This window comes from Nakamurella sp., assembly GCF_044224575.1.
Lineage (GTDB): Bacteria > Actinomycetota > Actinomycetes > Mycobacteriales > Nakamurellaceae > Nakamurella.
The window spans coordinates 82,304-102,200 of the sequence record NZ_JBGAKE010000008.1 but is presented as its reverse complement, the minus strand read 5'-3'; the positions used below and the strand labels follow the sequence as shown (position 1 = coordinate 102,200).

Genomic DNA, 19,897 nt, shown 5'->3' with positions numbered 1-19,897 from the left:
GGTGCCCGCACCCGGCAGCCGCCAAACCGCCGCCGGATCCGGTCAGCGGCCGGCGGCGACGACGCGTTGCACCGGTTCCGGGATCGGCCGGCCGAGCGGCGTGGTCGCCGAGGCCGGGCCGAAACCGAGCGCCGCCGGCAGGATCGCCCCGACGTCAAGATGCAGCCCGACGATGACGGTGTTCCCGGACAGGTTCAACTGGACGCCGAGGCCCGGCACCTTGGGGACCGGGATGATCTTGTCGTTCAGCGTCGCGGTGATCCACTGCCGGGCGTCGCGGCTGGCCAGCACCCCGGCGACGGCGCCTCCGGCAACCACGACGGACCCGGTCACCACAGCGACCGCGCCGCCGGTCGACAGTTGGTCCCACTGGGACCGGGCCCGGGCCGCCGCCTGGTCGCCGAGCGCGGTGATGGCCGGTCCGAGCGACGGCTCGGCCAGCACCGCCTTCCAGATGTCGCCCCCGGCACCCCCGCGCGGGCCCATCAGTCCGGTGCCCGGCGCCGGTCCGGTCGCCGTCGCCGGCGCGGGGGACGGCGGGGCGAGGGCGGGTCCCGGCACCGCCGCCGGCTGCCCCGTCGGCTGCGGCAGGGTGAGATCCAGCAGGCCGGCCCGCACCGGCTCGGGGGCGAGCAACGCGTGCATGGTGGTGATCGCCCGGATCTGCGCTTCGATCTCGGGATCCAGATGCAGCCGCGGTCCGTCACCGCCGCCGCCCCGCAATCCGCCCGGGTCGCGCTGCACCGTCGTCGCCGGACGCGCCAGCAGCTCGACGACGGCGCGGTTGCCGACCTGGCGCTGCAACACGGCGAGTGGGGGCGCCGGGCCGGCGCTCGACGCGTCCGCCCGCGCGACGACGGCCGTCCGGCGCGCGAACCCGGCCCGCTCGCCCGCGGCGTGCTCGTTCGTCATGCGCGACCGCCTTCGGCCCGACCGGACTCCTGCCCACCAGTGTCGCGCAGGTCCGGCCCGTCGTCACCGGACGGAGGGGGACGAATCCGCTGCCTGATCGGGCAGCCGTTGCCGGGCGCGCGGGTCAGCCCGCGGCGGGCTTCTCCGCGTGGCCCCCGAACTCGCTGCGCATCGCCGAGAGCACCTTGTCGGTGAACTCACCGAGCCGGCGGGACTCGAACCGCTGATCCAGTGCGGTGGTGATGACCGACGCCGGCACGCCCTCCTCGACCGCGGCCAGCACCGTCCAGCGACCCTCACCCGAGTCGGACACCCGACCGGCGAAATCGTCCAGCTGAGGCGACCGGGCCAGGGCGTCCGCGACCAGGTCGATCAGCCAGGATCCGATCACCGAGCCACGGCGCCACACCTCGGCGACCTCGGCCACGTTGATCTCGTACTGGTAGTCCTCGGGGTTGCGCAACGGCGTGGTCTCGGCGTCGATCTCCTGCGAGCGCTTGCCGACATCGGCGTTCTTGATGATGCTCAGGCCTTCGGCGATGGCGGCCATCATGCCGTACTCGATGCCGTTGTGGACCATCTTGACGAAGTGCCCGGCGCCGTTCGGCCCGCAGTGCAGGTAGCCCTCGGGCGCGGTGCCACCCTGCTCGGTGCGGCCCGGCGTCGGCTCGGCCGTGCCCGTTCCGGGCGCGATGGTCTTGAAGATCGGGTCGAGGTGGCCGACCACGTCGTCCTCGCCGCCGATCATCAGGCAGTAACCGCGCTCGAGACCCCAGACGCCGCCGCTGGTCCCGCAATCGACGTAGTGCAGACCGGACTCGGCCAGCCGCGCGGCCCGGGTGATGTCGTCGCGATAGTAGGAATTCCCGCCGTCGATGACGATGTCGCCCTTGCCCAGCAGCGGGATCAGCTGATCGAGAGTGCGGTCCACGATGGCGGCGGGGAGCATCAGCCAGATCGCCCGGGGCTCGGTCAGCTTGCCGACGAAATCCGCCAGCGACGACGACCCGGTCGCGCCGTCGGCCTCGAGCGCGGTCACCGCGTCGGCATTGACATCGAAGACCACGCAGCTGTGCCCGTCGCGCATCAGCCGCCGGACCAGATTGGCCCCCATCCGCCCCAACCCGACCATGCCCAACTGCATCGGCCTGTCCGTTGCCATCGACCCCTCCGCATTCTCGCGGCGGCCCGTGGTGACCGCCCGATCATGATCCTCGTTCCGAAGGCGCTTCGCAGGGGACACCCCGAACGGGTCATTTCTCCTTCAGCCGGGCCTCCACCCGTTCGGCGACGGCCAGCAGGTAGGGCACCCGGTCGACCCGGGCGCGCGCGTTGGGCGAGTCCGGTCCGTGCCGTGCAATCGCCTCGGCGATCCGGTACTCGACGGTCATCCGTCGGCCGCCCGGGCCGACGGTCTGGTCGGCGTAGGTCAAGGCGTCGGACACCGGCGAATCCTCGAAGTCGAAGGTGCCCATCAGGTCGGCAAAACCGCGTTCGACCGGGACGAATCGAGCTCCGGAATGGTGCGCGACCAGGGCCACCACCCGCGGTTCCCAGTGCTTGCGGCGCAGGTGCAGTGCCCCGTCCAGGGGGTGGAAGCCGGTCCGCCGGATGGCCGGCGAGTAGCCGATGTCGTGCAACCAGGCCGCGGCGATCAGGATCGACCGCTCACCGACCGGCACCGTCCCGGCCAGTTCCACGGCCCGCTTCGCCACGCCCTGGGTGTGCTGCCACCGTTCGATCAACGGCTTGCGCAGCAACCCCTTGGCCAGCCGGCGGGCCCGTGGGACCAGCGCCGGGTCGACGCCCGGCCGATCGAGGTGGGCCTTCACGATGACTGAGGCTGCACCAGCCGGGTGAACGGACGGCAAACAGCCAGGGCGACCGTCACACCTGGACCCGCCGGCAGCCGTCCTTGTCCGGCTGATCGAACTTCAGGTCGTCCCAACAGGTTCCCCCCGGGGTGGAGCGGAAGACCAGGTTGCCGCTGCGGGCGAAGTACAGGTCGGCCAGCTTCTCCGGGTCCACCGCGGCCAGGGTGGTGCCGGGACCGAAACCCAGGATGCAGTCGGGATTGGTGATCTTGTGATTGTTCACGTCCAGGTGGGACGGGATCAATGCCTTGAGCGCCGTCCCGAACTGCGCCCTGGTCATACCGGGCGGCAGATCGGTGGGCCCGAGAATCGGCTTGCCCTGGCCGTTCTGCCGCCGGGCCGGGGTCAGTCGCTGGGTCTCCAGGAAGCAGTTGACGCCCTCCACCGCAGCGGCCGCGATCTGACCCTTCAACGCCGTCATGCCCGGCGTGTCCCGACCGATGTTGCAGCCGAGGAACTGCACCCGGTCGATACTGCCGGCCGACCGTTTGGTCAATGTGGCCGCGATGGTGGCCAGCTTCTCGTTCGACCCGCCGATCTTGACCGTCCCGTCCAGCCCGCCGTGCGAGATGATCGCCAGCATCCCGATGTTCGGGTGCTGGTCGAGCACCGCCTTGAGGTCGGCGATCGAGCCGACCTGCACGACCTTGCCGCCGACCGCAGCCGCCTCGTCCTTGTCCTGGGCCTCGCCGGTCAGCACCACGGTCAGGTTCACCTTCGCCGCTCCGGGCGTCGGAGGTGCCGCGATCAGGTTGCCGCCACCCCCGCCGCCGGCGTTCTCGGCCAGGGCGCGCTCCTCGGCGCCGTCCGGGCCGGGCTTGTCCGGGGTGTGGCACGGGACGAGGAAGTTCGCACCCTTGACGGCCCGCTCCGCCCGCACCATCGGCGCGGTCGCCGGACCGACGATCCCGTCCGGTTTGAGCCGGTGCGCCCGTTGGAAGAACCGGACGGCGGCGTCGGTGCCGCCGCCGAACTTGCCGTCCGGTTCCAGCTGCGGGGTGGCGCCGAGCGCGTTCAGATCGATCTGCAGGGCCCGGACCGGCTCACCGGACGAGCCCCGGGCGAGCAGACCGGCACCGGCCGCGACCCGTTGCAGGTGCAGTAGCCGGCCGACCGCAGCATTGCCCGCGGCCCGTTGCAGTCCCAGCAGCGGATGGGTGGCCAGCTCGGGGTCCGACCGATCGGTCGACCGGTCGACGGGCCTCGGCGCTCGAGGTCGGCGGGTACCGCGGTGCACCGGTGGGTTCATCCGACCGCCTCCCGACTCTGCACATCGTTGTACCCGGAGGTCGGGCCCTTCGGAAGGGGCGCGGTCGAACCGACGACCGGCGGATCAGGATCTCCGACCCGCGGACGCCGGCGGCAGCGGAGCCGCTCCGTTGCCGGCGGCCGGTGAAGCGTCGTCCGTCCCGATCCCGACGTGGCCGAACAACCCGGACAGATCCAGCCCGAGCCCCTTGGCCATCTCGAGCACCTGGTTGAGCACCGCCGGGGTCACCGAGATGGCCCGCTGGATCGCGCCGCCCCCACCGGTGCCCTCGGACCCACCGGCGCCGCCGTCGACCACGACCAACCGGTCGATGCTGACGCCCTTGGCGATCGCGTCGGCCAGCTGCGGCAGCACCTGGATGAGCTGAGGCAGCACGTTCTGCCGAGCGGCCTGGTCGGACAGCTGGTTGAGCGCGTCCGCGCGCTTGGCCTGCCCGTCGGCCTCCGCCGTCATGACCGCACGGATGCCCTCCGCCTCGGCCAGCCGCAGCGCCTTATTGCCGGCCGCCTCGGCCTCCTTCTCCTTCTGCGACGCGCCGGCCAGGATGCTGCGCGCGTCGGCGTCGGCCTTGCCCTGCAGTTCCCGGCGCCGCGCGGCCGCCGTGGCCGCAGCGATGTCGGCATCCCGGAGTCCCTCGGCGCGCGCCACCGCGGCGCGGCGTTCGGCCTCGGCGGGCACCACCACGTCCGCCTGGACCGCCTTCTCCTGCTGGCGGGCCCGCTGCTCCTCCACCCCGATCTGCGCCTCGGTGCGCTCCCGGTCGGTGCGCACGCCGGCCAGGACGACGGCGCGCTGGGCCTCCGCTTCGGCCAGCGGGCCGGCCTGCCCGGCTCGGGCCTTGGCCGCGTCGACCTCGGTGGCGATCGCGGCCAACCGCAGGTCGCGTTCCTGGTTCGCCTCGGCAATCCTGGTGTCGGCCTGCGCGCGGGCGATCTTGCCCTGTTGCTCGGCCGCGGCCGACTGGATCGCCGAATCGCGCTCCGCGTTGGCCCGGCCGATGATCGCGTCCCGCTTCACCTCGGCGATCCGCCGCTGGCCCAGCGCGTCCAGGTACCCGTTGTTGTCCGAGATGTTCTGGATGTTGAAAACGTCCAGCTGCATGCCGATCGGCTGGAACGACTGCGCCGCTTCGTCCTTGACGCGGCGCATGAACTCCTCACGGTTGCCGTTGAGCTCCTCCACGGTCAACTGGGAGACGATGTTGCGCATCGTGCCGGACACGATCTCGGTCAGTTGCGGCTTCAACGCCTCGCGCGGGGTATCCAGATAGCGCTCGGTGGACAGCGCAAATGCCTCATGGGACGAGGAGAACTTCACCTGGCCCACCGCGGTCACGCTGACCGGCACGTTGTCCTTGGAGTAGACGTCCACGACCTTTGCCTCGATATTGAACGGCTCGATCGACATGACGTTGACCTGTTCCAGCAGCGGCATGCGGAACCTGGCCCCACCGTTGATGATCTTCGCCTCACCGCGGCCGGTGAACACCGCGACCTTGTTCTTCGGCACCTTGACGTAGTTCTTCGCGAACACCGTGGTGATCACCAGAATGACGGCCACCAGCACCGCCACGAGAACCAGCAGCCCACCCAGCCCGGACAGAAATTCCATACCCCTTACCTTCCTTCGAAACGCAACGGATCGGGATCGACCACCACGTGCTGCGCGGTGACGTCGACGACCAGAACGTCGGTGCCGGCCGGTAACTCGGCTCCGTCACCGGACACCGCGAAATCCGTGACCGGGGCGCCGTTGCGGTCCAGGAAACGCACGAGACCGCTTTCCCCGGAACGGATCCCGAGCGTGACCTGGCCGCGGCTACCGACATACGAGTCGCGGCTGAGCAGCAGGTTGGACTGTTGCCGCCACATCGGTCGCAGCACCAGCTGGCGAATGACGATCGCCATGCCGAAGAAGCCGACAAGGGCGATCGGGAGGGTGACCCACCCCGAGAGCCCGACGGCCTGCGCCCCGAGTCCGAACGCGCCGAAGCCGGCGGCCGCGCCGAGAATGACCCGGCTGGACAGCCACGATGGCCCGTCTGCCTCGATATGGCCTGCGTGCCCGGTGGTTTCGTGACCCGCGCCGGCGTCGTGAGCCATGTCGGTGTCGTGCGACAGTTCGGCGTCGTGCCCGAAACCGAACACCAGGGCCGCAATCAGCAGCAGGACGCTGACCAGCAGGACGCCGAGGTAGACGGCCGAGTAGGTGTCCATCGAACCTCCCTTCCGAAGAGTCGACCGGGTCGACGGAGCGACCGATCCGATCGAGGAACTCGATCGACGACGGATCAACTCGAAGGCGAACACAACCGAACTGGCCGGAATCGATGTCCCCACGATCACCGCGACCACGTGTGATTCGTGTCTCAGCTTAGCATGGCGAACCCTTCGCCTCCCGGTCGCGAACCCCGATTCGCACGCGGCGGCCTGTTACCGTGCGCGGCGTGCGCATCACCGCCGGGCGCCTGCTCACCACCGCGGATCTGGCTGCCACCTGCCTGTTTGCCATCGAGGGTGCGATCGTGGCCCGCTACGCCGACCTCGACGTGTTCGGCGTCCTGGTCATCGGATTCGTCAGCGCGCTGGTCGGCGGAATCATCCGCGACGTGCTGATCGGATACACCCCGCCGGCCTCACTGCGCAGCGCCCTGTACCCGATCACCGCCTTCGCCGGGGCCGGCCTGGTGATCGCCCTGGCCGGGCTGGTCGAGCAGGTTCCGCTCACCGTGGTCCAGGTGACCGACGCCGCCGGACTGGCGTTGTTCGCCGTGGTCGGTGCGACCAAGGCGATCGACTTCCGGATCAACTGGTTCGTGGCGATCCTGCTGGGCGCGGTGTCCGCGGTCGGTGGCGGCGTGACCCGGGACCTGCTGCTCAACGTCGTCCCCGGGATCCTGCGGCAGGACATCTACGCGGTCGCGGCGCTGGCCGGCGCGGCGGCCACGGTGCTGGCGCTGCGGCTGAACCTGCCCCGGGCGGCGGCGATGGCCATGGGCTTCGCGGTCTGCTTCGGTCTGCGCATGCTCAGCGTGTGGCTCGGCTGGAACTTGCCACGGGCGTGACCGCCAAGCCGGTTGCTAATCTCGATCTCCCACCGCCGACGTTGGGAGCTCGGAATGGACATCGGAATCGGTTTGCCGAACACCGTCCTGGAGGTCGACCGGGCCGGCATCGTCGAATGGTCCCGTCGCGCGGAGGCCGCGGGGTTCAGTTCGCTGGGCACCATCGACCGGCTCGTCTACCCGAACTTCGAGCCGCTGATCACGCTGGCCGCCGCCGCCGCGGTCACCGAGCGGATCCGGCTGCTGACCGACATCCTGATCGCACCCCTGCACTCCAACACCGCCCTGCTGGCCAAGCAGGTGGCCACGATCGACTGCCTGTCCGAGGGTCGCGTGGTGCTCGGGGTGGCCGTCGGCAGCCGACCTGACGACTACACGGCCAGCGGGGTCGAACTCAGCCGGCGCGGCCGGATCTTCGATGAGCAGTTGCAGACCATGACGTCGGTGTGGGCCGGCGAGCGGGGCATCGGGCCCGCGCCGTTCCGCGGCTCCCGACCGCAGCTGCTGATCGGTGGGACCCAACCGCGGTCCTTCGCGCGGGTCGCGCAGCATGCCGACGGCTGGACCAGCGGCGGCGGCGGTCCGCAGGCCTTCGCAGCGGCGATGCCGGCGGTCCGGCAGGCCTGGTCCGACGCCGGCCGGGACGGGAATCCGCGAAATGTCGCGTTGGCCTACTTCGGACTCGGCGACACCGCCGCCACCGACATCGCGCACACCCTGGGCAGCTATTACGCGTTCGCCGGGCCGTACCGGCAGACGGCCATTGACGGCGCCGCCGACGGGCCGGCCGCGGTCCAGGCGGTCATCGACGGTTACCGGGCGGCGGGTGCCGACGAACTCGTGCTGTTCCCGGCGTCAGCCGACCCGGCGCAGGTGGATCGGTTGGCCGAGATCGCCTTCGGCCGATGACCGGGCCGGCCCGCGATCCGGACCCCGCCGCACCGCCGTCGGGTTACTTCGAGGTCGACCGCTCCGCCGACGTCGTCGGCGCCAGCTTCGCCACCACCACCGACCCGCGGTTGCGGGAGATCCTGCAATCCCTGGTCGGTCACCTGCACGCGTTCGTCAAGGACGTGGAACCGACCGTCCCGGAGTGGGAGTCGGCGATCGCCTTCCTCACCGCCACCGGGCAGATGTGCGACGACGTGCGCCAGGAGTTCATCCTGCTCTCCGACGTGCTGGGCGTGTCGATGCTGGTGGAATCGCTGAACCACGCCGCCGGCGGCCGGCTCACCGAGGCCACCGTCGAGGGTCCGTTCCACATGGTCGCCTCGCCCGAGCGGCAGCTCGGCGCCGACATCAACGTCTCCGCCGAGCCCGGGGAGCCCTGCCTGGTCACCGGACGGGTGGTCGACCAGCACGGGATACCGGTCGCCGGCGCCTCGGTCGACGTGTGGCAGGCCAACGCTCGGGGCTTCTACGACGTGCAGCGACCGAACGAGATGCCGCAGGGCGAATTGCGCGGCCTGTTCCGGACCGACGCGGAGGGCCGCTTCCACTTCCGCACGATCGTCCCGGCCCACTACCCGATCCCGACCGACGGACCCGTCGGTGACCTGCTCCGGGCGACCGGACGGCACGGGTTCCGGCCGGCCCATGTGCATGTCGAGGTGTCCGCGCCCGGGCTGCGCACGCTGACCACGCACGTCTTCGTGGCCGGCAGCCCGTACCTGGACTCCGATGCGGTCTTCGGGGTCAAGCAGAGCCTGATCGTCGACTTCGCGACGGTCGACGATCCGGTGCGCGCCGCGTCGATCGGGCTGTCGAACCCGTTCCGGCACGCGGACTTTCCGGTCGTGCTGCGCCGTGACGAACGAGCGGGCGGATGACCACGGTCACCCGGCTGCCGGCCTGCCGGGTCCTCATCGGACCGGGTGCCCGACATGACATACCCGCCGAGGCAGCACTTCTCGGCGGTCGAGCGCTGCTGGTGGCGACGCGGTCGGCCGGAGCTGCCGCGGACGAACTGGCCGGCGCGCTCGGCGACCGGCTGGTCGCCCGGTTCGACGGGCCGGTGGCGCACACCCCGGTCGAGGTCACCGCACGGGCGATGGAGCTGGTCCGGGCGCGGGCTCCTGACCTGCTGGTCGCCATCGGTGGCGGGTCGGCGATCGGTCTGGCCAAGGCGATCTCGGCGCGCACCGGGCTGCCGCAGATCGCGGCGCCGACGACCTACGCCGGCTCCGAGGTGACCGGCGTGCTGGGTGAGACGGAGAACGGGACGAAGAAGACCCGCCGCGACCCGGCCCTGGCCCCGGGGACCGTGGTGTACGACGCCGAGCTGACCGTCGGCATGCCGCCCGGGTTGACCAGGACCAGCGCGCTGAACGCCCTGGCGCACGCGGTCGAGGCGCTGTGGGCGCCCGACGCGACTGCCCTCACCGACGCATTGGCGGTCGAGTCGTTCGCGCTGTTCCTGACCCACCTGCCGGCCGCCATCGCCCACGGCGCCGACCTGGGCGCCCGGCAGCCATTGCAGCAGGCCGGTTGGCTGGCCGGCCTGTGCCTGGCCCAGACGACGATGGGGCTGCACCACCAGCTCGCGCACGCGCTGGGCGGCACGTTCGACCTGCCGCACGCCGAGCTGCACGCCATGCTGCTGCCGCACGTGATGGCGTTCAATCTGCCGGCCGCACCGGCCGCCGCGGACCGGTTGACCCGGGCCGTCGGGCCGGATCCGGTGGCGGCCGTCCGGTCACTGGCCCAGGGGTACGCCGGACCGCGGACACTGGCCGAGCTCGGCGTGCCGCGGGCGGGCTTGCCGGCGGTGGCCGAGCGGGTGGCGGCCAACCCCTACCCCAACCCTCGATCGTTCGACGCCGACGAGCTGCTCGGCCTGCTCGAACAGGCGTGGTCGTGACGGCCGCCGGCCCGACCGTCAGCCGGCCCCGTCCGCCCGGGACGGCCCGGCCCGCAGGTGCGCCCGTTCGCCCTGCGCGCCGAACAGGCTGAGGAACTCCACGGCCTCGTCCCCGGCCGGCCCGAACCAGTGCGGGAGCCGGGTGTCGAACTCGACCACCTCGCCGGGGGTGAGAACGAGGTCGTGCTCGCCCAGGATCGCCCGGAGCCGCCCGTTCAGCACGTACAGCCACTCGTAACCCTCGTGGGTCTTCAGTTCCGGCGCGCGCCGGCTGCCGGCCGGCAGGATCAACTTGAACGCCTGGACACCGCCGGGCCGGCGGGTCAGCGGGATCATGGTCATCGTGCCGCGGGTGATCGGCCGCAGGTGGATGCGGGGGTCGCCGGTCGGTGGCGCGTCAACCAGCTCGTCGAGGGTGACACCGTGCGCCTTCGCCAGCGGCAGCAGCAGCTCGAGGCTCGGCCGGCGGACACCCGATTCCAGGCGGGACAGGGTGCTGACCGAGATGCCCGTCGCCGCGGCGAGGTCGGCCAGCGTGGTCGCCCGTTCCTGACGCAGCGCCCGCAGCCGCGGTCCCAGCGCCCGCAATGTGTCGTCCAGACGATCCTCGTCCCCACCGATCGGCTGCACGCCGACCATTTTGCCATTACCGCAAACCTACTTGCCTGTTCTTCGGCCGGTCCATCACAGTGGCCCCAGTTGTTGACAACGGTTCTCAACGGATGGACGAGGAGGCGGTCGGCATGACCGGATACGACGCGGTGGTGATCGGCGGCGGCGCCGCCGGATTGAACGGGGCCCTGATGCTGGCCCGGTCGCGCCGATCGATCCTGGTGGTCGACGCCGGCGAGCCGCGGAATGCGCCGGCCGGCGGCGTGCACGGGTTGCTGGGTCACGACGGGGTGCCACCGGCGGAACTGCTGGTTCGCGGCCGGGACGAGGTCCGGCGGTACGGCGGGCAGATCGAGGCCGGCACCGCGATCTCGGTGTCCGGGACGGTCGACGATTTCGTGATTGCGCTCGCCGACGGCCGGTCGGTCGGTGCCCGCCGGCTGCTGGTCGCCACCGGCCTCGTCGACGAGCTGCCACCCGTCCCCGGCCTACGCGCGCGGTGGGGCCGGGACGTCCTGCACTGCCCGTACTGTCACGGCTGGGAGGTCCGGGACCAGGCGATCGGGATCCTCGGCGGCCACCCCCGGGCGCTGCACCAGGCCCTGCTGTTCCGGCAGCTGAGCGCGGACGTCGTGCTGTTCGGCAACGACGCCCCGCTCTCGGCACAGGAGCGGCTCGAGCTCACCGCCCGCGAGATCCCGGTGGTGGAGGGCGCGGTCGTGGGTCTGCGGACCGAGGAAGACCGGCTCACCGGCGTCCGGCTGGCCGACGGCACGACTGTTCCGCGGCAGGCCCTGGCCGTGGCCACGCGAATGGTGGCCCGGGCCGACTTCCTGGCCGGGATCGGGCTTCGGCCGGTCGAGCACCCGCTCGGTGCCGGCGACTACCTGCCGGCCGACGCCTTCGGCCGTACCGAGGTCGCCGGCGTGTGGGCCGCCGGCAACGTCAGCGACCCGATGGCCCAGGTCGGGGCCAGCGCCGCTGCCGGGGCGTCGGCCGGGGCGCAGATCAACGCCGACCTGGTCATGGCGCAGACCCGGGCGGCGGTCGAGTCGCTGCGCGCGCCGGTGTGAAGAGACCGAGGCAGTGACGGCCGCGGGCAGTGACTAGGGTCGTCCGTCATGGCGACCCTGGTCTCGTTCCACGCTCACCCCGACGACGAGTCGATCACCGCCGGCGGACTGCTGCGGCGGGCGGCGGATCAGGGACACCGGGTGGTGCTGGTGTTCGGGACGCGCGGTGAGCTCGGCGAGGTGCCGGACGGCTTCCTCGACGAGGGCGAGCCGCTGTGGCAGCGTCGGGTGGCCGAGACGCTCGAGTCCGCCAGGATTCTGGGCGTCTCCCGCACCGAGTTCCTCGGCTACGTCGACTCCGGGATGATGGGCGAGCCGTCCAACGACGATCCGAGCTGCCTCTGGCAGGCCGATATCGACCAGGCCGCCGGCCGGCTGGCCGCGATCCTGCGCGAGGAGCAGGCCGACGTCCTGACGGTGTACGACGACAACGGCGGCTACGGTCACCCCGATCACATCCAGGTGCACCGGGTCGGGCTGCGGGCGGCCGAACTCGCCGGGACCGGGCGGGTCTATCAGCTCACCACGAATCGTGAGTACTTCGAGGCCGGGTGGGAACAGTTCCGGGCCGGCGCAGAGGCGGCCGGCATCGACATTCCGGACTCCGACGCTCCGGGCGTGGAGATGGGCAAACCAGAGGCGGAGATCACCGGCCGCTTCGATGTTTCCGACCAGCTGGAAGCCAAACGCGCGTCGATGCGGGCCCATGCCAGCCAGATCTCCGAGCACTCCCTTTTCCTCGGGATGCCCGAGGAGGCCTTCGCGTACGCCTTCGGTGTCGAGTGGGCGATCCGGGACGGCCAGGGACCGGGCATCACCGAGACCGATCCGATGGCAGGGTTGCCGGCATGACCCGGACCCTGCTCATCATCGACATCCAGAACGACTACTTCCCCGGCGGCGCCCACCCGCTGGTCGGGGCGACCGCGGCCGGCGATGCGGCGGCGGCCGTGCTCGCCGCCGCCCGGCGCGCCGGCGATCCGGTGGTGCACGTACAGCACGTCTGGGATGCACCGGACGCACCGTTCATGCGGCCCGGGACGCCCGGCATCGAGATCAACCCGGCGGTCGCGCCGTTGCCGGGTGAGCCGGTGGTGACCAAGTCCGCCCCCAACGCATTCGTCGGCACCGAACTGGCGACGCTGCTCGACCGGGACAGCACCCTGGTCGTGGTGGGCATGATGACGAGCATGTGCGTCGACTCCACCGTCCGGGCCGCCGCGGATGCCGGCTACACCGTGGAGCTGGTGCACGACGCCTGCGCCGCACCAGATCTGGAGTTCGGTGGCATCTCGGTGCCGGGCGCGGCCGTCCATGCGGCGTTCATCGCCGCGCTGGGCGACGGCTTCGCGACACTGCGGGCGAGCGCGGAGATCGCCGCCGGCTGAACCCGCCGCGGTAATTGCGGATGCGATCGGGTGCCGCATCGGCCATGCTGACGCGGCGCGCGGCCGTCCTGCGCGCTCCCGACAACCGAAGGCTGGTGATCAGCATGCCCACACATCTTGCCCCCAAGTGCATCTCGTGGGCCTCAGTGCTCGACGAGAACGCCAAGGAGCAGGCGATCCGCACCGGCTCGATGCCTTTCGTCTTCCCGCACCTGGCCCTGATGCCCGACGCCCACCTGGGCAAGGGGGCCACCGTCGGCTCGGTGATCCCGACCCAAGGAGCGATCATCCCGGCCGCGGTGGGGGTGGACATCGGCTGCGGCATGATCGCGGTGAAGACGTCGTTCACCGTGGCCCAGGTGCGGGCGGCCGCTCCGCTCGGCCGGCTGCGGACCCGGATCGAACAGTTGGTTCCGCTGTCCGCCGGTCACCACAACCGGACCCTGGACGTCGGCCCACACACTCGTTCCTACCTCGACGAACTGTCCGAGCTGGCCGAGCGGGCCGGGGTCGACCCGGCCCGTCATGCCAAGAACTGGCGGCTGCAGCTGGGTTCGCTCGGTTCGGGCAACCACTTCATCGAGGTGACCGCCGACGAGTCCGACGCCGTCTGGCTGTTCCTGCATTCGGGGTCGCGGGGGGTGGGCAACCGCATCGCCCAGCACCACATCGGCGTGGCGCAGCGGTACGCGGAGAAGAACTGGATCCAGCTCCCGGACCGGGATCTGGCCTACCTGGTGGAGCAGACGCCCGAATTCGACGCGTATGTCGCCGAACTCGGCTGGGCTCAGCGGTTCGCCCTGCTGAACCGGCGGGAGATGATGGACCGGGTCGAGCTGGCGTTCGCCGAGCACGTCGGGGCACCGGTGCAGCCGGTGGAGACGATCCAGTGCCATCACAACTACACCGTCCGCGAGACCCATTGGGGTAAGCCGGTCTGGCTGTCCCGGAAGGGGGCGATCGACGCGCACGAGGGCGTCGACGGCCTCATTCCCGGCTCGATGGGTACGGCGTCATACGTGGTGCGGGGCAAGGGCAATCCGGTGGCCCTGCATTCCTCCCCGCACGGCGCCGGCCGGCAGCATTCCCGGAGCGCGGCGCGAAAGCTGTTCACCCAGGACCAGTTGCGGACCCGGATGGCCGGCATCGAGTACCGGGACACCGACGCGTTCATCGACGAGATCCCGGACGCCTACAAGTCGATCGACGTCGTCATGCAGGACGCGGCCGATCTGGTGGAGATCCGGCACACCCTGCACCAACTGGTGAACGTCAAGGGCGATTGAGGCGGGTGGCGTTCTGGTCGGGACGATCAGAACGCCACCCACAGCGCCGCCGCGGCCAGCAGCAGCGATCCGGCGACACCGCCGAACACCCACCGCCGCACCGGTAACCGGAAGCGGCGGGCCAGCGCCATGAACACCCCGACCGCGACGGCCAGCACCGCCAGCAGGGCCGGGCCGCCGATGCCCAGTCCGAGCCCGGCGTCGCCGTCGTTCCAGGTCGGGTCGCCCAGCGTCGGGAACCATGTCGCCAGGGCGGCCAGGACGCCCAGCCCGAACAGCATCAGCGGCAGGAACAGCAGTCCGGCCGTCAGCACCGCAACGATCCCGACGAGGAGCGAGCCGAGGATCCCGGGGCGGACGGCCGGCCCGGCCGGGTCAGCCAAGCAGCACCGCCGGGTCGAAGCGGACCGGCACCGGGCCGTCGACCGTCACCATGTCGCCCGGCCCGCCCGTCGCGACCAACCGGTACTCGCCGCCGACCAGGTCGAACACCTGCACCGACGGGCCGGCCGGGTCCACCAACCAGCACTGCGCGATCCCACCCTCGGCGTACCGGGACATCTTCACCATCCGGTCGAACCGCGCGGTACTCGGCGACAGAACCTCCACCACCAGCGTCGGCGCCTCGGCGACGTTCTTCTCTCGCAATCTGTCGAGGCGGACCACCATGAGGTCTGGCTGCAGTGACGTGCGGCCGTCGGGCTGCCAGTCCACCGGCGCGACCAACACCTGATGGTCGGGCGGGCATACTCGATCCAGCAGCACCGTGAGCCGAACGATGGCGATCTGATGGCGAACCCTCGATGCAGGGCTCACCAGCAGCACCCCGTCCAGGATTTCGTAACGCTGCCCGTCGTCCGGCGAGTGCACCAGGTCATCGACCGTCCACTCACCGCGCACTCGCGGCGGCCAGGCCGGCGCCTGCTGTTCGACCGCTGACATACCCGCCATGATCCACCCTTCGCCCGGCCCACGTCAGCAGTCTGAACCAGATCGCCGACCCGTTCTCGAAGTGTCCACAATCCGCAGGCCAGCGGACGTGACGGTGGGCACGGAATAGGTCGTCGAGCGGCCGGGTTGCCCTGGGTGAGCGGCCGGGCCACCGGCCACCGGGGTCCACCGCCGCACCTCGGACACGTACCGAGGAAGGCAAGTCCCATGCCGTCGCTGTTCGACCCCATCACCCTGCAGGACCTGACGCTGAAGAACCGGATCTGGCTGTCCCCGATGTGCCAGTACAGCGTCGAGAAGCAGGACGGCGTCCCCACCGATTGGCACCTCGTGCACCTGGGCTCGCACGCCGCACTCGGCTACGGCCTGATCCTGACCGAGGCCACCGCCGTCACCCCGGAGGGCCGGATCAGCCCGCAGGACACCGGCATCTGGAACGACGAGCAGATCGTCGCCTGGCGGCGGATCGTCGATTTCGCCCACGCCCAGGGCACGTCGATCGGCGTCCAGCTCGCCCACGCCGGCCGCAAGGCCTCGACCGCCACGGCATGGCTCGGCCATGGCACGGTCCCGGAGAGCGAGGGCGGCTGGCCGACCGTCGCACCGTCCGCCGTCGCATTCGACGGGTATGCCACCCCGGCCACGCTGACCATCGAGCAGATCGGCGACATCGTCACCGCTTTCGCCGACGCCGCCCGCCGCGCCGACGACGCCGGATTCGACGTCGTCGAGGTGCACGCCGCCCACGGGTACCTGCTGCACCAGTTCCTGTCCCCGCTGGCCAACCGCCGCACCGATGAGTACGGCGGCAGCTTCGAGAACCGCACGCGGGTGGTCCTGGAGGTGGTGGACGCGGTCCGCGCGGCCTGGCCGGCCGGGAAGCCGGTCCTGGTGCGGATCTCCGCGACCGACTGGGTCGACGGTGGGTGGACCGTCGCCGAGAGTGCCGAACTGGGCGGGCTGCTGCGGGCGCACGGCGTCGATCTGATCGACACCTCGTCCGGCGGCCTCGACCCGGCGCAACAAATCACCGTCGGCCCCGGCTACCAGGTGTCGTTCGCCCGCGATGTCCGCACCAAGAGTGGCATCCCCACCGGAGCGGTCGGGATGATCACCGAACCCGTGCAGGCGCAACAGATCCTGGACGAGGGGTCGGCCGACGTCGTGCTGCTCGCCCGCGCCGCGCTGCGCGAACCGGCGTGGCCGCTGCGGGCCGCCCACGAGCTCGGGCTTCCCCGGGACCGGGCGCCGTACCCCCCGCAGTACCTGCGCGGCGCCTGGCGGTGATCCGGGACCGCTCAGCCGCCGGCGATCTCGCCGGTGAGGTAGCGCTGCAGGGTGGGCGCGACCGCGACCACGACCTGGTCCACGGTCGCGGACGCCAGTGGCTCCACCCGCACGATGTAGCGGGCCATCACCAGCCCGATCATCTGGCTGCCGACGAGGGCGGCGCGCAGCGGCCCGTCATGCTCGCCGAGCACTCCGGAGAGCCGGCGCAGGATCTGGTCGGTGACGAAGGTGCGCAACAGCACCGTCGATTCCTCGTGGGAAACCGCGGATCTCACGAGGATGATCATCGGGCTGGGCATCCCGACCACGTCCCATTCGCCGAGCATCCGGCGAAGCAGGCGCTCCCCCAGCCCTTCCGGACCGCCGTCGAGGACGCCGGCCAGCAACTGGTCCGGGTCGACGGTCGGTTCCATCGCGGCGCGAAACAGGCCGGCCTTGTCGCCGAACCAGTGCCGGATCATGCCCGTGTCCACCCCGGCGTCGGTGGCGACCTGTCGGATGGACGCGCCGGCATACCCCCGGTCGGTGAAGGCGCGACGGGCGGCCGCCAACACCTGGCTCCGGGTGCTGGACGCGCCGCCGGAGGGCCGCCCCGGTCGCCGGCCCCGGCCCGTCCGCCCGGCCACGCCTTGAGTCACTCGCCCGCCATCCGCACCACACCGGCCGCACCGTCAACGGTGATCTGCATCCCCGACCGGATGTCCCGGGTGGCCCCGGCCACGCCGACCACGGCGGGAATCCCGTACTCCCGCGCCACCACCGCGCCGTGACTGTTCGACCCACCCATTTCCATCACCAGCCCGCCGGCGGTCAGGAACAACGGTGTCCAGCCGGGATCGGTGGAGGGCGCGACCAGGATCTCTCCGGGTTCGAGCCGCGCGCCGACCGGATCGAGGATCACCCGGGCGACCCCGGTCACGGTGCCCGCCGAGGCCGGCGAGCCGACCAGCGTGCCCGGCTCACCGGTGGTGGCGACGTCCGCGACCGCCTCCGGTTCCGTGCCATCGGACAGCACCACCCGGGGCACGTGCCGCCGCCCCAACTCCTGCTCGTACCGCGCCCGGCGCTGCGCCACGGTCACCCGCAGATCCTGGCCGGCAGCCGCCGCCTTGACCTCGTCGAAGTCGAGGAAGAAGACGTCGTCCGCCGCGTTCAGCGCGCCGGCCGCGGCCAGTTCGGCGCCGACCCCGGCGAGAATGCCGCGGGACCGGGCGATCGCGGTGATCATCAGGAACTTCGGCATCTCCCGCAGCCCGACCAGGGCGCGGGCGCGGCGCAGCCCGAACGAGACCAGCACACCGCGCAGCGGGCCTCGCCGGCGTGCACGTCCGACCAGGTCGTGCACCATCTCCTCGGCCTGCCGTACCCCGTCGGCGAACCGGCGATCCGGCGCCACGGCGGTGGCGCCGGCGCCGGTGTCCAGCCGCAGGTATCCCGCGAGCACGCCGAACAGGTGGGCGGGATCGTCGGACCAGCGGGGCAGGCCGAGGTCGATCTCCGCGACCGCCCGTTGCCCGTACCGGGCCAGAAAGGCGGCCATCTCCCGCTGCAGCACCGCCGGCAGGTCCCCGGCCCGATACCGAACCGAGAGCTCGTCGGCTGCGGTCGAGGCCAATAGGTCCGCGCTCGCCCGGTCGCCGCGCACCCGGACCGCCATATCCCACAGGGACATGTCCATCTCGGTCGTCACGTTGTGTGGAACCCCGCGGAGCACCGTCTCCGCGTCGGTGGCGGTCACGTCGCCGCGCAGCAACCGCCAGGCCAGGCCCAGCCCGGCGAAGCCGACCACGGCGGCCTGCAGGATTCGCGGTGCCAGCGGGAACGACCCGGACAGCAGGTCGATCGCGGCGTCCACCCGCTCCCGGATCGGCGCGCTCGGCGGCGGCACCGGTGCGCGCTCGATCCGGGTCAGCGAACGCCGCGCGGAGCGGATCGCCGCGGCCGGCCGGACCGCCGCGCGAAGCGCACCGAACGGCGCCCGAACGGCGACCACCGCCCGCAGGATGGTGCGGACCCCGGCCCGCCGCGATCCGGGCAGCACGGAGAACCGCGGGTCGTCGAACAACCCGCGCAGCACGACCGCCGACCGGGCCTCCATGACGTCCAACCCGCGCGGGGCGATGGCGCGCCCGATCCGGGACCGCAGCGCCGGGGTGAAATCGGCGAAGACCCGCTCGGCGGCGATCGCGAAACCGGCCGGGCCACCGGTGATCGACTCCGGTGGATAGCCGGCCAGGGTGGGCAATCCACCGCCGATCACCCGCAACGCCGCCTGCCCCATCGGCGTGATCGGCCGGTGCAGACCCTGGGCCAGGGTGACACAGAAGAAGACCCGAACATCGCCGGCAGCAACGGGTTTCGATCGGACCGGGACCGGGAACAGGGTGGTGATCGGCCGGGACTGGGTCAGCCACAGGTCACCGGCCGGATCGAACGCCCACTCGATGTCCTGGGGTGAACCGAATGCCGATTCCACCCGGTCGCCCAGCTCGGCCAACTCCCGGACCTCGCCGTCGGTCAGGCAGTACGTCCCGGATCCGCCGACCGTCCGCCGCAAGATCCGCCCGGTCGCGGTGTCGACGACGAAATGATCGGGGTCGACGCTGCCGGACACCACCGCCTCGCCCAGTCCCGGTGCGGCATCGATCACCGCCTGCCGGCGCCGCCCGGTGATCGGGTCGGCGGTGAACAGCACACCGGCGGCCCGGGCGTCGACCATCCGTTGGACCACCACGGCGAGGGCGACGTCGTCGTCGATGCCCTGCGACGCGCGGTAGGCCACGGCCCGGTCGGTCCACAGCGAGGCCCAGCATCGATGGACGGCGTCGAGCACGGCATCGATGCCGACGACGTTCAGGTAGGTGTCCTGCTGACCGGCGAAGCTGGCGCCGGGCAGATCCTCCGCGGTCGCCGAGGACCGCACCGCCACCGGCACGTCCGGTCCCAGGTCCGCGTAGCGTTCCCGGATCGCGTCCGCCACCGGCGCGGGCATCGGCGCGGCGAGCACCGCCGATCGCGCAACCGCCGCCGCGTTGGCGTCGACGGGGACCGGGACCGGCAGTCGCCCGTCGGTGGCCGCCCGATACGCGGCCGTGCCCACACAGAAGCCGTCCGGCACGCGGAATCCGGCCGCGAGGAGCTCGCCGAGATTGGCGGCCTTCCCGCCGACCTGCGCCAGCTGCGAACTCGACAGGTCGGACAGCTCGAACACGACGGACGCAACGGTGGTCATCGACAAGCCCCTTGATTAATTCCACAAGTGTGGAGTTACTGGTCAGCCTGACACCACCGACCACGACGCGCAAGGGTTGCATCAT

20 protein-coding genes are annotated in these 19,897 nt (G+C 71.6%); 9 read left to right on the top strand and 11 right to left on the bottom strand.

The genetic code is table 11. The features are described 5' to 3' along the window. Positions 1-42: 42 nt before the first annotated feature. From ACILSK_RS11220 to ACILSK_RS11195, 6 genes are all read right to left on the bottom strand, one after another. The gene (locus ACILSK_RS11220) at positions 43-912 is read right to left on the bottom strand and encodes a hypothetical protein (RefSeq protein ID WP_395727240.1); all 870 of its coding nucleotides are present in this window, start codon (positions 910-912) and stop codon (positions 43-45) included. 124 nt (positions 913-1,036) lie between these two features. Beyond that, positions 1,037-2,056 (bottom strand): phosphogluconate dehydrogenase (NAD(+)-dependent, decarboxylating), encoded by a 1,020-nt coding sequence (gene gnd, locus ACILSK_RS11215; protein WP_395727371.1) that lies wholly within the window; start codon positions 2,054-2,056, stop codon positions 1,037-1,039. Positions 2,057-2,165: 109 nt separating this feature from the next. Further along, complete coding sequence (locus ACILSK_RS11210) at positions 2,166-2,744, bottom strand: HD domain-containing protein (protein ID WP_395727239.1); 579 nt, start codon at positions 2,742-2,744, stop codon at positions 2,166-2,168. Between the two features lie 55 nt (positions 2,745-2,799). Then, a complete protein-coding gene (locus ACILSK_RS11205) occupies positions 2,800-4,035 on the bottom strand; it encodes a peptidoglycan-binding protein (protein WP_395727238.1) in 1,236 nt (411 codons plus the stop codon). An 84-nt stretch (positions 4,036-4,119) separates the two neighbouring features. Next, positions 4,120-5,667 (bottom strand): flotillin family protein, encoded by a 1,548-nt coding sequence (locus ACILSK_RS11200; RefSeq protein WP_395727237.1) that lies wholly within the window; start codon positions 5,665-5,667, stop codon positions 4,120-4,122. Positions 5,668-5,672: 5 nt separating this feature from the next. After that, positions 5,673-6,272, bottom strand: coding sequence for an NfeD family protein (locus ACILSK_RS11195; RefSeq protein ID WP_395727236.1), 600 nt, complete (start codon positions 6,270-6,272; stop codon positions 5,673-5,675). Positions 6,273-6,502: 230 nt separating this feature from the next. Between ACILSK_RS11195 and ACILSK_RS11190 the strand changes: the two genes are divergently transcribed. The 4 genes from ACILSK_RS11190 to ACILSK_RS11175 are packed head-to-tail and all read left to right on the top strand — an operon-like array spanning position 6,503 to position 9,980. Further along, positions 6,503-7,120 (top strand): trimeric intracellular cation channel family protein, encoded by a 618-nt coding sequence (locus tag ACILSK_RS11190; RefSeq protein ID WP_395727235.1) that lies wholly within the window; start codon positions 6,503-6,505, stop codon positions 7,118-7,120. A gap of 54 nt (positions 7,121-7,174) precedes the next feature. Further along, complete coding sequence (locus ACILSK_RS11185; protein WP_395727234.1) at positions 7,175-8,029, top strand: LLM class flavin-dependent oxidoreductase; 855 nt, start codon at positions 7,175-7,177, stop codon at positions 8,027-8,029. Further along, complete coding sequence (locus ACILSK_RS11180; RefSeq protein ID WP_395727233.1) at positions 8,026-8,949, top strand: dioxygenase; 924 nt, start codon at positions 8,026-8,028, stop codon at positions 8,947-8,949. The genes ACILSK_RS11185 and ACILSK_RS11180 overlap by 4 nt, the downstream gene beginning before the upstream one ends. Beyond that, positions 8,946-9,980, top strand: a complete 1,035-nt coding sequence (locus ACILSK_RS11175; protein WP_395727232.1) for a maleylacetate reductase — start codon at positions 8,946-8,948, stop codon at positions 9,978-9,980. The genes ACILSK_RS11180 and ACILSK_RS11175 overlap by 4 nt, the downstream gene beginning before the upstream one ends. 18 nt (positions 9,981-9,998) lie before the next feature. Here the strand turns inward: ACILSK_RS11175 and ACILSK_RS11170 are convergent, their stop codons facing one another. Next, positions 9,999-10,619, bottom strand: a complete 621-nt coding sequence (locus tag ACILSK_RS11170) for a helix-turn-helix domain-containing protein (RefSeq protein WP_395727231.1) — start codon at positions 10,617-10,619, stop codon at positions 9,999-10,001. An 83-nt stretch (positions 10,620-10,702) separates the two neighbouring features. Here ACILSK_RS11170 and ACILSK_RS11165 point away from each other — a divergent pair, with 83 nt between their 5' ends. The 4 genes from ACILSK_RS11165 (at position 10,703) to ACILSK_RS11150 (ending at position 14,339) form a co-directional block, all read left to right on the top strand. Further along, entirely contained in the window at positions 10,703-11,665 is a 963-nt protein-coding gene (locus ACILSK_RS11165; RefSeq protein ID WP_395727230.1) for an NAD(P)/FAD-dependent oxidoreductase, read from the top strand. Positions 11,666-11,713: 48 nt separating this feature from the next. Further along, positions 11,714-12,517 carry a PIG-L family deacetylase gene (locus ACILSK_RS11160; RefSeq protein ID WP_395727229.1) on the top strand — a complete coding sequence of 268 codons (804 nt, stop codon included), beginning with the start codon at positions 11,714-11,716 and terminating at the stop codon, positions 12,515-12,517. Continuing rightward, positions 12,514-13,053, top strand: a complete 540-nt coding sequence (locus ACILSK_RS11155; RefSeq protein ID WP_395727228.1) for a cysteine hydrolase family protein — start codon at positions 12,514-12,516, stop codon at positions 13,051-13,053. The genes ACILSK_RS11160 and ACILSK_RS11155 overlap by 4 nt, the downstream gene beginning before the upstream one ends. 104 nt (positions 13,054-13,157) lie before the next feature. Beyond that, positions 13,158-14,339: an RtcB family protein gene (locus ACILSK_RS11150; protein ID WP_395727227.1), complete on the top strand. Its 1,182-nt coding sequence runs from the start codon at positions 13,158-13,160 to the stop codon at positions 14,337-14,339. A 26-nt stretch (positions 14,340-14,365) separates the two neighbouring features. Here the strand turns inward: ACILSK_RS11150 and ACILSK_RS11145 are convergent, their stop codons facing one another. Next, complete coding sequence (locus tag ACILSK_RS11145; protein WP_395727226.1) at positions 14,366-14,722, bottom strand: hypothetical protein; 357 nt, start codon at positions 14,720-14,722, stop codon at positions 14,366-14,368. Next, positions 14,715-15,281: a Uma2 family endonuclease gene (locus ACILSK_RS11140; RefSeq protein WP_395727225.1), complete on the bottom strand. Its 567-nt coding sequence runs from the start codon at positions 15,279-15,281 to the stop codon at positions 14,715-14,717. Before ACILSK_RS11140 ends, ACILSK_RS11145 begins: the two co-directional genes overlap by 8 nt. A gap of 216 nt (positions 15,282-15,497) precedes the next feature. On the opposite strand from ACILSK_RS11140, the gene ACILSK_RS11135 reads away from it, so the two are divergent. Then, positions 15,498-16,577, top strand: a complete 1,080-nt coding sequence (locus ACILSK_RS11135; protein ID WP_395727224.1) for an NADH:flavin oxidoreductase/NADH oxidase — start codon at positions 15,498-15,500, stop codon at positions 16,575-16,577. A gap of 11 nt (positions 16,578-16,588) precedes the next feature. Here the strand turns inward: ACILSK_RS11135 and ACILSK_RS11130 are convergent, their stop codons facing one another. Both ACILSK_RS11130 and ACILSK_RS11125 read right to left on the bottom strand, forming a co-directional pair. Then, a complete protein-coding gene (locus ACILSK_RS11130) occupies positions 16,589-17,218 on the bottom strand; it encodes a TetR family transcriptional regulator (protein WP_395727223.1) in 630 nt (209 codons plus the stop codon). Then, positions 17,215-19,812, bottom strand: coding sequence for a PEP/pyruvate-binding domain-containing protein (locus ACILSK_RS11125; RefSeq protein ID WP_395727222.1), 2,598 nt, complete (start codon positions 19,810-19,812; stop codon positions 17,215-17,217). Before ACILSK_RS11125 ends, ACILSK_RS11130 begins: the two co-directional genes overlap by 4 nt. Between the last annotated feature and the right edge of the window lie 85 nt (positions 19,813-19,897).